The sequence below is a fragment of the Dyella sp. A6 genome (assembly GCF_036320485.1).
GTDB lineage: Bacteria > Pseudomonadota > Gammaproteobacteria > Xanthomonadales > Rhodanobacteraceae > Rhodanobacter_A > Rhodanobacter_A aluminiiresistens.
The window spans coordinates 898,449-910,448 of sequence record NZ_CP132911.1; the positions used below are offsets into that span (position 1 = coordinate 898,449).

The 12,000-nt window shown below is 64.4% G+C and carries 12 protein-coding genes and 2 tRNA genes; 10 read left to right on the forward strand and 4 right to left on the reverse strand.

Annotation, left to right across the window (positions count from 1 at the left end):
* Positions 1 to 14: 14 nt before the first annotated feature.
* Genes RA164_RS03670 through RA164_RS03680 form a run of 3 tightly spaced genes read left to right on the forward strand, consistent with a single transcriptional unit; the run spans position 15 to position 2,030 of the window.
* Complete coding sequence (locus tag RA164_RS03670) at positions 15 to 638, forward strand: LemA family protein (protein WP_329742623.1); 624 nt, start codon at positions 15 to 17, stop codon at positions 636 to 638.
* 5 nt (positions 639 to 643) lie between these two features.
* Positions 644 to 1,525 (forward strand): TPM domain-containing protein, encoded by an 882-nt coding sequence (locus RA164_RS03675; protein ID WP_329742624.1) that lies wholly within the window; start codon positions 644 to 646, stop codon positions 1,523 to 1,525.
* Position 1,526: 1 nt separating this feature from the next.
* The gene (locus RA164_RS03680) at positions 1,527 to 2,030 is read left to right on the forward strand and encodes a TPM domain-containing protein (protein WP_329742625.1); all 504 of its coding nucleotides are present in this window, start codon (positions 1,527 to 1,529) and stop codon (positions 2,028 to 2,030) included.
* Between the two features lie 96 nt (positions 2,031 to 2,126).
* On the opposite strand, the gene RA164_RS03685 is transcribed toward RA164_RS03680, so the two are convergent.
* Positions 2,127 to 2,678 (reverse strand): GspH/FimT family protein, encoded by a 552-nt coding sequence (locus RA164_RS03685; RefSeq protein ID WP_329742626.1) that lies wholly within the window; start codon positions 2,676 to 2,678, stop codon positions 2,127 to 2,129.
* A gap of 154 nt (positions 2,679 to 2,832) precedes the next feature.
* Here RA164_RS03685 and uvrB point away from each other — a divergent pair, with 154 nt between their 5' ends.
* The 3 genes from uvrB to RA164_RS03700 all read left to right on the forward strand — a co-directional run bounded on the left by uvrB (position 2,833) and on the right by RA164_RS03700 (position 5,625).
* Complete coding sequence (gene uvrB / locus RA164_RS03690) at positions 2,833 to 4,860, forward strand: excinuclease ABC subunit UvrB (RefSeq protein WP_329742627.1); 2,028 nt, start codon at positions 2,833 to 2,835, stop codon at positions 4,858 to 4,860.
* A 92-nt stretch (positions 4,861 to 4,952) separates the two neighbouring features.
* Positions 4,953 to 5,027: transfer RNA gene (locus RA164_RS03695), tRNA-Val, on the forward strand.
* 145 nt (positions 5,028 to 5,172) lie between these two features.
* Positions 5,173 to 5,625, forward strand: a complete 453-nt coding sequence (locus RA164_RS03700; protein ID WP_329742628.1) for a CopD family protein — start codon at positions 5,173 to 5,175, stop codon at positions 5,623 to 5,625.
* An 8-nt stretch (positions 5,626 to 5,633) separates the two neighbouring features.
* Here the strand turns inward: RA164_RS03700 and RA164_RS03705 are convergent, their stop codons facing one another.
* Positions 5,634 to 9,416, reverse strand: a complete 3,783-nt coding sequence (locus tag RA164_RS03705; RefSeq protein WP_329742629.1) for an EAL domain-containing protein — start codon at positions 9,414 to 9,416, stop codon at positions 5,634 to 5,636.
* Between the two features lie 323 nt (positions 9,417 to 9,739).
* Between RA164_RS03705 and RA164_RS03710 the strand changes: the two genes are divergently transcribed.
* From RA164_RS03710 to RA164_RS03725, 4 genes are all read left to right on the forward strand, one after another.
* Positions 9,740 to 10,039, forward strand: coding sequence for a hypothetical protein (locus RA164_RS03710; RefSeq protein ID WP_329742630.1), 300 nt, complete (start codon positions 9,740 to 9,742; stop codon positions 10,037 to 10,039).
* A gap of 69 nt (positions 10,040 to 10,108) precedes the next feature.
* Positions 10,109 to 10,405: a hypothetical protein gene (locus RA164_RS03715; protein WP_329742631.1), complete on the forward strand. Its 297-nt coding sequence runs from the start codon at positions 10,109 to 10,111 to the stop codon at positions 10,403 to 10,405.
* Between the two features lie 64 nt (positions 10,406 to 10,469).
* Positions 10,470 to 11,021: a hypothetical protein gene (locus RA164_RS03720; RefSeq protein WP_329742632.1), complete on the forward strand. Its 552-nt coding sequence runs from the start codon at positions 10,470 to 10,472 to the stop codon at positions 11,019 to 11,021.
* A 109-nt stretch (positions 11,022 to 11,130) separates the two neighbouring features.
* The gene (locus RA164_RS03725; RefSeq protein ID WP_329742633.1) at positions 11,131 to 11,481 is read left to right on the forward strand and encodes a GFA family protein; all 351 of its coding nucleotides are present in this window, start codon (positions 11,131 to 11,133) and stop codon (positions 11,479 to 11,481) included.
* Positions 11,482 to 11,575: 94 nt separating this feature from the next.
* Here RA164_RS03725 and RA164_RS03730 read toward each other — a convergent pair.
* Both RA164_RS03730 and RA164_RS03735 read right to left on the reverse strand, forming a co-directional pair.
* Positions 11,576 to 11,651, reverse strand: a tRNA-Phe gene (locus RA164_RS03730).
* A gap of 70 nt (positions 11,652 to 11,721) precedes the next feature.
* Positions 11,722 to 12,000: an oxidative damage protection protein gene (locus tag RA164_RS03735; RefSeq protein WP_329742634.1), complete on the reverse strand. Its 279-nt coding sequence runs from the start codon at positions 11,998 to 12,000 to the stop codon at positions 11,722 to 11,724.

Below are 12,000 nucleotides of genomic sequence, written 5' to 3' on the forward strand. Positions count from 1 at the left end.
TCAGGAGTGTCGTCATGAAATTTCTTCGCAACCTCGTGCTGTTGTTGCTGGTCGCCGGTCTTGGCGGCTGCGGCTACAACGCCATGCAGCGGCAGGACGAGGCGGTCAAGGCCGCATGGTCGCAGGTGATCAACCAGTACCAGCGCCGGGCCGACCTGGTGCCGAACCTGGTCAATACGGTGAAGGGCTACGCCCAGCACGAAGAAAAGGTGCTGACCGAGGTCACCGATGCCCGCGCACGGGTGGGCAGCATCCAGGTCACCCCGCAGCTGGCCAGCGATCCGCAGGCATTGGCGAAGTTCCAGGCGGCCCAGGGTGATCTGGGCAACGCGCTGTCGCGGCTGATGGTGGTCAGCGAGAACTACCCGAACCTCAAGGCCGACGGTCTGTTCCAGAACCTGCAGGCGCAGCTGGAAGGCACAGAGAACCGCATCACGGTGGCGCGGCAGCGCTACATCGAGGCGGTGCAGCAGTACAACACGCTGATCCGCACCTTCCCCGACAACCTCACCGCCAAGATGTTCGGCTACACGGTGAAGCCGAACTTCACCGTGGACAATGAAAAGGCCATTTCCACCGCGCCGGTGGTGAATTTCGGCAGCAGCACACCGGCATCCGCCGGCTCGGCTGCCCACTGATGCACATGCGCCGACTGCTGTACCTGCTTGCGCTGATGTTGCTCGCGCCGGCATGGGTACGCGCGGCGGACGTGCCCACGCTGCATCGCCATGTCACCGATCTCACCGGCACGCTGACCCCGCAGCAGATCGACCAGCTGGATACCAAGCTGGTCGATCTGCAGAAAACCAAGGGCGCCCAGCTGGTGGTGCTGATGGTGGGCAGCACGGGGCAGCAGGACATCGACAGCTATTCGCTCGATGTCGCCATGCAGAACAAGGTGGGGCGCAAGGGCATCGACGACGGCGTGCTGCTGCTGGTCGTGAAGAACCAGCACCAGGTGCGTATCGAGGTGGGCGCGGGACTGGAAGGCGCGATTCCCGATGCCGCATGCGCGCGCATCATCCGCGAATACATCGCGCCCAGGTTCCGTAGCGGCGATTACTTCGGCGGTATCACGGACGCCGTCGGCGCGCTGACCCAGCTGATCGACGGCGAGCCGCTACCGCCGCCGGTCCAGGGCAAGCCGCAGCAGCAGGGCCCTGGATTCCAGGGCGCGTTCATGATCGGTCTGTTCGTAGCCATCTTCCTGCGCGGCATCCTCGGACGCGCACATGCGCTGGTGCGGGCGCCGTTGGGCGGGCTGATCATCGGCCTGCTGATGTGGATGCTAGCCTCGGTCGGCATCGGCATTCTCGGCGGCGTGCTCGGTGGCGTGTTCATGCTGCTGCCGGGTGGCGGTGGCCGTTCGATCGGCGGAGGCGGCTGGGGTGGCTTTGGCGGCTGGGGCGGTGGTGGCGGTTTCGGTGGAGGCGGATTTGGCGGTGGTGGCGGCTTCGGCGGCGGCGGTGGGTTCTCCGGTGGTGGCGGCAGCTTCAACGGCGGCGGCGCCTCGGGAGGTTGGTGAGATGGGACGACTGCAGCGTCTGTCCGCCAACCTGTTCAACGACTGGTTCCAGTTGCGCCGGCGTTTTCCGGCCCCCGTGCTGGACGACATCGCGACGGCGATCGCCGAGGGCGAGCTTACGCACAAGGGCGAGGTCCGCCTTGCGCTGGAATCGCGGCTGGGTCCATGGCCGGTGTTGCATGGTCTTGATGCGCCGACCCGCGCCCGGCACGTTTTCGTCGACCTGCGTGTGTGGGATACCGAGCACAACAACGGTGTGCTGATCTATGTGCTGATGGCCGAGCGCCGGATCGAAGTAGTGGCCGACCGTGGCATCGCGCAACGCGTGCAGCCGGACGAATGGAAGACGATGTGCGCACGCATGCAGGAGCATTTTGCCCAGGGTGCATGGCGCGAGGGCGCATTGCGTGGCATTGCCGATGCGCATGCCCTGTTGCAGCTGCATTTTCCGGCGGATGGCCAGAGCCGGCTCGACGAGTTGCCGGATCGACCGGTGCTGCTCTGACCGCTGTTTGTTGCCCGTCCGGTTTGCGAGTACCGGTGACATCGCAACAACCTCGCCTGTCGCGTATCAATCCGGACCGTAACAACCCGGACCGTATCAATCCGGGGTAGAGGCGGCGCACGCGCGTGCTTCGGCTGGCGTGGCCGCGCTGCCGCGCACCCGTCCCGAATTGGCGACCACCACCTTCAGTGCCTGTCCGGGGTTGCCGTGTGCGCAGAACAGCAGGCTTAGATTGCTGCCGGGGGCCATGCCGTCGGGCCGGAAGTACACGCGTTTGCGGCCCGAGCTGCCAAGGATGATCACATGCGTCGCGACCTGGCCGATGCGTAGCGGCGTGTCGTCGGGCTGGCCGTCGCGATCACGGTCCCGGGCCAGCAGCCAGCCGCGATCCCAGTCGGTGTAGTTGCCGCAATGCCGGCCATCGATACTGGGGCAGAACAGTGTGCGCACATTTTTTTCGATTGCGGCGGCGCGTGCGAAACGCAGCGCCGCGATGTAGTCGAACTGGGCCGTCTTCAGCTCCTGCCGGCGGATGAAATGGCTCAACGGCGGAAATGCGACGCCGGCCAGCACGGCCACCAGCACGACCACCATGATCTGTTCGATCAGGGTGAATCCAGCTTGCCGGCATCCTGGCGCAGCGTTCACGACACGACTCCCGTGTGTTCGTTCCGGGTCATGCTAGGAAAGACCGGGCGGCGGGGTCTGCCGCCGCACGGTGCGGGTCATGTCGGAGGCTGCTGACAGCCGATGTCAGCAGGGGCGATTTAATATGCGGGTACGTGCCCGCATATCGTCGTCCATGACCGAACGTTTCGAACTCGCCGCGCCCTACCAGCCCTCGGGCGATCAGCCCGAGGCCATCCGCCGTCTCAGCGAAGGTTTCGAGGCGGGCCTGGCCGCGCAGACCCTGCTCGGCGTCACCGGCTCGGGCAAGACTTTCACTGTCGCCAACGTGATCCAGCAGGTGCAGCGCCCCACCATCGTGATGGCGCCCAACAAGACGCTGGCGGCCCAGCTCTACGGTGAGTTCAAGGAGTTCTTCCCCAACAACGCGGTGGAGTACTTCGTCAGCTACTACGACTACTACCAGCCCGAGGCGTATGTGGTGGCGTCGGACACCTTCATCGAGAAGGACGCCTCGATCAACGACCACATCGAGCAGATGCGCCTGGCTGCCACCAAGGCGCTGCTCTCGCGCCGCGACGCGATCATCGTGGCGACGGTGTCCGCGATCTACGGCCTGGGCGATCCCGAGGACTACCTCAGCCTGCGCCTGATCCTGTCCATCGGCGAGCATATCGACCAGCGCAAGCTGATCCGTCAGCTCACCGAGCTGCAGTACACCCGCAACGAGATGGAACTGCATCGCGGTACCTATCGGGTGCGCGGCGAAGTGATCGACGTGTTCCCGGCCGAGAACGAGACCGAAGCGTTGCGGATAGAACTGTTTGACGGCGAGATCGAGAGCCTGGCGCTGTTCGATCCGCTGACCGGCGAGACGGTGCGCAAGGTGCCGCGCTACACGGTCTACCCGCGTACCCATTACGCCAGCACGCGCGAGAGCGTGCTGAACGCCATCGACACGATCAAGGTCGAGCTGGCCGAACGGCTGGAGCACCTGTACCGCGACAACAAGCTGGTGGAGGCGCAGCGACTGGACCAGCGCACCCGCTTCGACATCGAGATGATGGCCGAGGTGGGCTACTGCCAGGGCATCGAGAACTACTCGCGCCACCTCACCCGGCGCGCGCCGGGCGAGCCGCCGCCGACCCTGTTCGACTATCTGCCGCCGGACGCGCTGCTGGTTGTCGACGAGTCGCACGTCACCGTGCCGCAGCTGGGGGCCATGTACAAAGGCGACCGCTCGCGCAAGGAAACGCTGGTGGAGTTCGGCTTCCGCCTGCCTTCGGCGATGGACAACCGGCCGCTGCGGTTCGAGGAATGGGAGGCGCGGGTACCGCGCGCGATCTACGTCTCGGCCACGCCGCGCGACTACGAGCTGCAGAAATCCGGCGATGCGGTGGTGGAACTGGTGGTGCGCCCCACCGGACTGGTCGATCCCGAAGTGGAGGTGCGACCGGTGCGCACCCAGGTCGACGACCTGCTGGGCGAGGCCAACCGGCGCATCGCCATGGGCGACCGCGTGCTGGTTACCACGCTGACCAAGCGGATGGCGGAGAACCTCACCGAATACTTGTCCGAGCACGGCGTGAAGGTGCGCTACCTGCATTCGGACATCGAGACGGTGGAGCGCAGCGAGATCATCCGCGACCTGCGGCTGGGCGAATTCGACGTGCTGGTGGGCATCAACCTGCTGCGCGAGGGCCTCGACATGCCCGAGGTGTCGCTGGTGGCGATCCTGGATGCCGACAAGGAGGGGTTCCTGCGGTCCACCGGTTCGTTGATCCAGACGATTGGCCGTGCCGCCCGCAATGTGCGCGGCAAGGCGATCCTGTATGCCGACGAGGTCACCCGCTCGATGCAGGCGGCGATGGACGAAACCAGTCGCCGCCGCGAGAAGCAGATCGCCTGGAACGAAGCCAACGGCATCACGCCCAAGACGGTGGTACGGCGGATTGCCGACATCATGGAAGGCGCGCGCAGCGACGCGCCCGCACGCGGACGGGGCAGCAAGGGACGCGGCACGGCAGCGCGTGCCGTGGCCGAGCCGGCGGGCGAGTACGACGCGATGGACCCGGCCAAGGCCGCGGCCGCCATCAAGAAGCTGGAAGCGCAGATGTACCGGCACGCCCAGAACCTGGAGTTCGAGGATGCGGCCCGGTTGCGCGACCAGATCCACCAGCTGCGCGAACGGGCATTGCGCTGAGCTGCCGGTCGGTATCACACGGCGCTACCGGCCGGGGCGCGCAATCCGCGCTTGTGTGGCCCCCCGCAGCTTTGCTATCCTGCGCAGCTCTCGGGCGGTTAGCTCAGCGGTAGAGCACTTCCTTGACATGGAAGGGGTCACAAGTTCGATCCTTGTACCGCCCACCAGTTTGATCCGTATAAAGGCCACCGCTCGCGGTGGCCTTTATCGTTCCGCACGCCGCTGATCCCCGGGCCGCGCCCGCGGCACTTTGCAGGTTTGAGCACGCATCGTTTGCTGCGAAAATCGCCAGGTCCTCCAATACAGGTGCCGGTGATGACCTATCTGTGGATCAAGTCCCTTCACGTGCTGTTCGTGATGGCCTGGATGGCGGCGGTGTTCTATCTGCCCCGCATCCTGGTCAATGTGGTGGAAGCGGGCGACGAGCCGACTGTGCGGGCGCGTCTGCTGCTGATGGGACGGCGGCTCTACCGTTTCGGGCACATCATGTTCGGACTGGCCTTCATCTTCGGCCTGACGCTGTGGCAGGGCTGGCGCCTGTTCCCGTCGGCGCTTCCGAACGTGGTGGCGGGGATGCACTGGATCGACGCCAAGCTGACCCTGGTGGCGGTGCTGCTGGGCTATTTCATCTGGGCGGGGCGCCTGGTCAAGCGTTGCGACAAGGGCGGGGCGCTGCCCTCCGCGAAAGCTCTGCGCTGGCTCAACGAGCTGCCGGTGCTGCTGTTGCTGGGGGTGATCTACCTGGTACTGGCCCGGCCGTTCTGATCGGCCGGTTACGCTTCGGCTGCCGGGCCTGGTTTCCGGGACGTCGCGAACCCCCGTTCTTCGATCCGCACCTGCTGGATCAGCAACTGCAGGAAGCGTCCGCGTTGCTGGCGGTAGCGTGGGTCCAGCGGGCCGGCCAGGGCGGCTTCGTGCATGGCGGCGTGCGCGTCGTGGACGGCCTGCAGGTCAGGGTTCGCGGCCAGCGCGCTCTCCAGGTAGCGGCCGGTTGCACAGCGGCCCTCGGCATGGTGGTGCCAGAACGCGGGTCCGGACGGCAGGGCGAGCAGTTGTTCTTCCCATAGCAATGCACTGGCCAAGGCACCCAGCGCCGTGGTTGGGCGTGCCGGGTCCAGTTCCCAGCGAAAGGCATCGAGCCAGCCTGGTAGTTCGGTTGCCGGCATCGGTCGTGCAAAGGCATAGCCTTGCCCCATGTCGGCTCCCAGTGACAGGGCGGCTTCGATCAGGCCAGGCGTTTCCAGGCCTTCGACCACCACTTCGAGATCCAGGTCGTGGCCTAGCCTGATCAGCTGGCGGATGAAGCGCAGGGTGCGTAGCGGGTCGTCCGCCGCCTGCATCACGATAGCCTGGTCGATCTTGATCCGGTCGAACGGCCAGTGGCGCAGTCGTATCAGCGAGCTGTAGCCAGCACCCAGATCGTCTTCCACAAGTCGGACGCCGAGCGCCTTGAGTGCCTGCATGCCGGCCATTCTTGGGGCTGCGCTGTGGTCGGTGCCCATGGGCGATTCGAGGATTTCGAGCAGCAATGCATCGACCGGGCAGTGTCCTTCGGCAATCATCGCCGCAGCCGTCTCGGTGTAGCGGCTGTCCACCAGCGCTGCGGCTGGCGTGTTGACCGAGACATCAAGCCTATGACCCGAGCGAAGCAAGGTTTCGCGTTGGCGGGTCGCCGCGGAGAGCATCTGCCGGAACAGCACGACCAGGTCGTCGTCACTCAGCGCAGGCAGGAACCGGGAGGGTGCCAGCACGGTGCCGTCCTGGTCCACCAGCCGCGCCAGCGCTTCCAGTTCGGATACGCGGCCATCGACCAGATGCACCACCGGCTGGTAGTAGGCCTGCAGGGCATCGGTGGCGATCAGTCCGCGCCAGCGTTCGCGCACGATGAACGGCAGCAGTTCGGTGCCCGGCCTGGGCGGCATCAGGCGCGCAAGGGCCAGGTCGAGCAGGTTCTTCAACTGATCGACGAAGGCCTGCTGGTCCTCGCTCTGCAGCCCTCCGGCGTATGGGCTGTAGATCGTGAGTACTGCCGATGGATTGGGCGGCATCGGGCAAAGCGGTATGGCTACGCTGGAAACGATGCCGATCCCCAGCGCTTCATCGCGCCAGCTGGCCATGGCGGGATCGGTGGCGTAATGCATGCAACGCTGAATCTGACCGGTGCGCCAGGCCCTTCCGCTGGGGCCGCCGCCCAGCGGGCTGTCAGCGTTGACTCGGATGGGTTCTGCTTCGCCCCGTGCGACGATCTGCAGGTACTGGGCGAATGCCTCGCCGCCGACCGCCTCGTAGGTAAGTTGTCCGTTCTTGTCGGGGCGGGCGACGATGCACGAGCATATCTCGCCATGCTCGGCGAGCATGTCCACGACACCCTGGATAAGTTCCAGATAGCCGTCTGCCGACCAGGCCAGCGCGTTCAGACGCGCCAGCAGCGCCACACGCTCACGCTGCAGCTCACGTACGCTTTCGAGCTGCCACTGCCGCTCGGCTCCGAGTCGCTGCAGCACGATGTCGAGTGGGCGGCGGTCGATCACCGACAGGCTGCCGAGCTGTTGTGCCATCAGGTCGCGCAGCAGCTCGACCCCTTCCAGCAGCCAGACCTCCTCCAGCCCGGCCGAGGCATGGAAACGACCTGCGCGTGCCGCGTGCATGCGATGCGATTCGATCTCCAGGTTCGGCAGCAGCAATAGCCGGACATGCTGGGTCAGACGCTCGGCCAATACGACGCGGTCGCGTTTCGATAGCGCCGTCAACAGGTTGCCGATCCCCTCGTGCGAACGCAATCCATCGATGAACGCATCGACCAATTCGGGCACCATGGGCTCGGCAAGTGATGACCATGGTTGCAGCAGGGACTCGGCCAGCTCGCCGTAAGGCAGTAAGCCGTGACCGTTGTATGCGTTGTCTTCCGGCGGCTGGCTCTGTGCAATCAGTGGCATCGACCACCAGCGCTCGCGTTGTCGCTTGTGCGCCTTCACCTGGTACATCGCCTGGTCGGCCTGGCGCAGCAACTGCTGGCTGCCCCCGCTCGCATGCTCCGGATACAGAGCAATGCCAAGGCTGGCCGTCAGTTCGAATACGGTGCCCTCGACGTGCATGGGTTCGCGCAGGGCTGTCCACAGATGATCCAGCAAAGGCTTGATTTCGGCATCGTCATACAGGCCTTCGCAGATGATGACGAACTCGTCGCCGCCGAGGCGTGCGACATAGTCGTCCGGTCGCAGGGCCCCGCGCAGCCGGCGCGCCACTTCGATCAGCAAAAGGTCGCCGACGACATGACCGTGGCGGTCGTTGATCGGCTTCAGGTCGTCCAGGTCGAGCATACCCACCACGACCAGTTGCCGGTTGCGTTCGGCGCGTTCCAGTGCCCTCTCCAGCTGCATGTCCAGCGCGCGTCTGTTCGGCAGCCCGGTCAGTGCGTCGTGCAGGGCCAGATAGGTTTGGCGTTGCTGTTCTTCGGCTTGTGCCCGGCGGCGCTCGTGCTGGCGCAGCGCCAGCCCGGCCACTTCGGCCAGCTCGTCCAGCACACGGCACATGTTCTCGTCGAACGCATCTTCCTCGGGCGTGATCAGGGCGAACACGCCCAACGGGGTGCTGTTCTGCCCGGGGAGGCGATCCGGTGCGGGAATCGGCCAGCAACCGGAGGCGCCCATGCCTTTCAGCAGCCCGTATTGCCAGGCCGGCGACATTCCGCTGTGCTGACTCGGCCGTACCCGTACCTGCGGTCGACCGTCGCGTAGCGCCCACAGGGGCAGTGGCATCCGTTCGCCCTGGGCCGGTACGGCAGGCAGCATGCGACCGAGATCGTCCGCGATCGGGCCGGCCAGTGCGACCCGGCGAAGCGACGTTCCGTCAGCTTCGACCATGAATACATCCACGGCCGCAGCGCCGGCCACGTCCACCAGTGACTTCGCCAGCGTGTGATAGACCGATTCGGGGTCGGGTTGCTCCAGTAGCGCCCGTTGGATGGCTCGCTGGGCATCGCGATAACGGCTGATGCGTTGTTCGCGCGCCATGGCGGCCTGGTGGTCCCAGAACCGTGCCAGCTCGGTCACGAGTCGCTGCAGCCATGCGCCTAGTTCCTGCAACGTATCGTCCGGCACATCGTCCATGCAGGCCGCAAGCACCAGTTGGCCGCCATCATGGGCGATAGCGGCAGCCGTCATGCAGCAATCGAAGCCGTCATGCCATGCGCCCTGACCCGCAGGTGCGGGCGCGGCGGCATTCCACCGCGCCACATGCATGCCGCCGGACCGCAGTGCCTGGCTGGCCGGGTCGTCGGGATGCCTCATCGGCAGGTCCATGCCTGGCAGCAGGCGTTCGCTGTGCGGTATCGCGTGGCCGGCTGCGGCCAGTACCGTGATGGTCTCGGCGCCCGGTGCGCGCCGGCCGATCCAGGCCAGCGGCAGTTTCATCGATGTGGCGAAGATCGACACCACCTCGCTCAGGGCGAGCTGGCGGTCGCAACCCTGGTTCGTGTGCAGCAGCACCAGGGCCTCGGCCATGCTCTGGTAGAAGCGGGACCGCAGCCCAGTTCCGGTCGAGACATGATTCGGCATTTCCCGCTTCAAGTCACCGCGCTCCGCTGTCGCCCGCCCCGTGTCACCAGCCGTAGTACCCGTTTCTCGCGCACGTCATCGCGCCCGCTCAGCCGGGGAGGGCGAAGCACCCGACCGGTGCTTCCGACCCGTACATCTCCTTATCGTCTTTCCCCTGTGGGCCTTGAGCCCGCATCGTCCCTGTCCGGCATCTTACGCCTGCGTATGGAGCCTGTGTCATCCGCCGGCCATGCGGGGTGGCTGCCAGCAGGTGCCGCTGTCGTGCTTGCTGTGTCGTGAGAATTGTCGTGGCTGCATCGTGCGCGCTAGTCGATTAGGGTAAGTTGCAACATGAGATTTCATTTCAGTTAGGTGTCATGAAAAGCTCACAGCAAGTCCCAACCAAAAATATGGCCACACTCTGTAGCCTGGCATTGCTGTCCGATGGAACGTTACGGGTAGTGCTCGATGACGTCTGCAAAGGCCGCGAGCCTGGTAGCTGGCTCTATCGCAGCTTGTACACATATCAGGACTATCCCCCAGGTGCGCTGGAAGACTTGGTATCTCTATCTGAGCGCGCTTTGGCGGAGTTTGGTTTCAACGTGCTTATCCGCTTGCTTGTAAGCAACGGCTACAGCACCTGACAACTCATCTGCGCGGATACGTCGGTGCGTGCCACATAATTTAAGTCTTGGGCAGAAGCGGGGGCATACATGGATGCAGAGTCGCGAGAGTTGCTGAATCGCTGGGAGTCGTTGCGATCGGGCGGCGGGTTGGCACGTGCCAGGTTGGTTACTCGTAATCTCTGGATGCTTGGCTTGGCTTTGTTCCTTGTGGTTCTCATCGGCATCTATTACAGGTTTCCGCCGGTTACTCTCGCCGTTGTCTCAGTAGTGATGGGCTGGACCATTGCCGAGTGCAATGCCCTCAAGTCTCGTCTTGCGCAGTGGCCGACGATTGCAGGTTATATCGATTGGGATCGAGTCCGTGGAGACCTCGATGGCGAGTAAGTTGCCTGGACACTTGTCCGTCTGGACGTGTGTGCCACGCGTTGCCTTACTCCGGTGTTCCACCATGCAGATGAAGAAGTACGCGGGCCTTAGCCTTCTTATCGGCATTCTTGCGCTGATGCTCTGTACGTCAGTGATTGCTCAAGATTTTCCAGCGCCACTGTCGAATGCTGCCACCAAGTTGGCAGGCAATCAGCAGGTTCCGGTCTTTCTCCCCACGATCATTCCCTCCATCGTTGCCAGATACGGCATCAAAGACGTAGCGGTCGAATCCGCTGGTTCCGGTTACACCGTCGCGCTTTACTATTCCAGGCATGACAGTGATGCAACGTTTGCCGGCATGGTGGCTGGGTCTTCCGCCGTGTTTTCATCGCTTCCGGGCACTCGGAAAGCTAGGCTCGCCAACGGCACAATGGCTTTGTTCAGGCCGGTCTCCTGCGGTGGCTCCTGTGCGCCAGCAAATCTTTGGTGGCAGGTCGATGGTTTCGAGTATCAACTTCAGTTGAAACTTGCATCTGGCCTCGACGAAGGCCGCCAACTTCGAGCATTACGCGAAATGGCGAACTCGATGATTCGAGTGCGTTACCCTGACCACGTGTCCAGGCGGGCACACTGACACGTGCCGCCAAACCAAAACGTCGGCCTGCGGAGCAGATGAGATGACTGTTCCATTTACTGGCGGGTGCGCCTGCGGTGCCATCCGCTACACGTGCACGTCTGCACCCATGGCGATGCTCAATTGCCACTGCAGCGACTGCCAGTTATCGAGCGGTGCACCCTTTGCGTCCGGCTTTATCGTCGCCGTGGCCGCTACCCAGGTAACTGGTGTGCCGAGCAGCTACACGGTTACTGCGGCAAGCGGCGGTAAAACCACCCGTTCGTTTTGCGGTACGTGCGGAACACCACTGTTTGCGCACGGCGAGACTTTTCCGGTCATGTCCATCCGGTTTCCGACCCTGGACGATCCGACAAGCTTCAAGCCCATGCTGGATATCTGGACCTCGCGCGCGCAGCCCTGGACATGTCTGAGCCCGGCTATTCCGCAGCACGAGAGGTCACCGTCGGGTGGCGCCTGACCGCCTGTGCGGCCAGTCAGTCACGCCGGGACACCGCGCATAACAAAAAAGCAGCGACTTTTGCAGTCACTGCTTTCCCGGTGTTGCATCTTGATGGTGGCCGGGGACGGAATCGAACCGCCGACACGGGGATTTTCAATCCCCTGCTCTACCAACTGAGCTACCCGGCCAGGGTGGCAACCGCGATGGGTCGCTGGTCTTGCGTTGAGCCGCGCATTAAAGCGGAAGGGCGGCTGTCCGTCAAGACTCGCTGTCGGGCGGCACGTAACCGGGCACCGCGGCGACGTCGCCGCCGAACAGGTACTTCTCCATCTCGCCGGCCAGGAACTGGCGTGCCTTGGGGTCGAGCGGGTTGAGTCGGTTCTCGTTGATCAGCATGGTCTGGTGCGCCAGCCACTGCTGCCATGCCGGCTTGGAGATTTCGGCGTAGATGCGCTGGCCCAGCGGGCCGGGCCAGGGCGCGAAGTCGAGGCCTTCGGCGTCGATGCCGAGTTTGGCGCAATGGATGGTGCGGCTCAT

Excerpts from the sequence above, each read along its gene's own strand:
- RA164_RS03670 (WP_329742623.1), top strand. The coding sequence starts at position 15 with ATGAAATTTCTTCGCAACCTCGTGCTGTTGTTGCTGGTCGCCGGTCTT.
- RA164_RS03675 (WP_329742624.1), top strand. The coding sequence starts at position 644 with ATGCGCCGACTGCTGTACCTGCTTGCGCTGATGTTGCTCGCGCCGGCA.
- RA164_RS03680 (WP_329742625.1), top strand. The coding sequence starts at position 1,527 with ATGGGACGACTGCAGCGTCTGTCCGCCAACCTGTTCAACGACTGGTTC.
- uvrB (WP_329742627.1), top strand. The coding sequence starts at position 2,833 with ATGACCGAACGTTTCGAACTCGCCGCGCCCTACCAGCCCTCGGGCGAT.
- RA164_RS03705 (WP_329742629.1), bottom strand. The coding sequence starts at position 9,416 with ATGCCGAATCATGTCTCGACCGGAACTGGGCTGCGGTCCCGCTTCTAC.
- RA164_RS03715 (WP_329742631.1), top strand. The coding sequence starts at position 10,109 with ATGGATGCAGAGTCGCGAGAGTTGCTGAATCGCTGGGAGTCGTTGCGA.
- RA164_RS03720 (WP_329742632.1), top strand. The coding sequence starts at position 10,470 with ATGCAGATGAAGAAGTACGCGGGCCTTAGCCTTCTTATCGGCATTCTT.
- RA164_RS03725 (WP_329742633.1), top strand. The coding sequence starts at position 11,131 with ATGGCGATGCTCAATTGCCACTGCAGCGACTGCCAGTTATCGAGCGGT.
- RA164_RS03735 (WP_329742634.1), bottom strand. The coding sequence starts at position 12,000 with ATGAGCCGCACCATCCATTGCGCCAAACTCGGCATCGACGCCGAAGGC.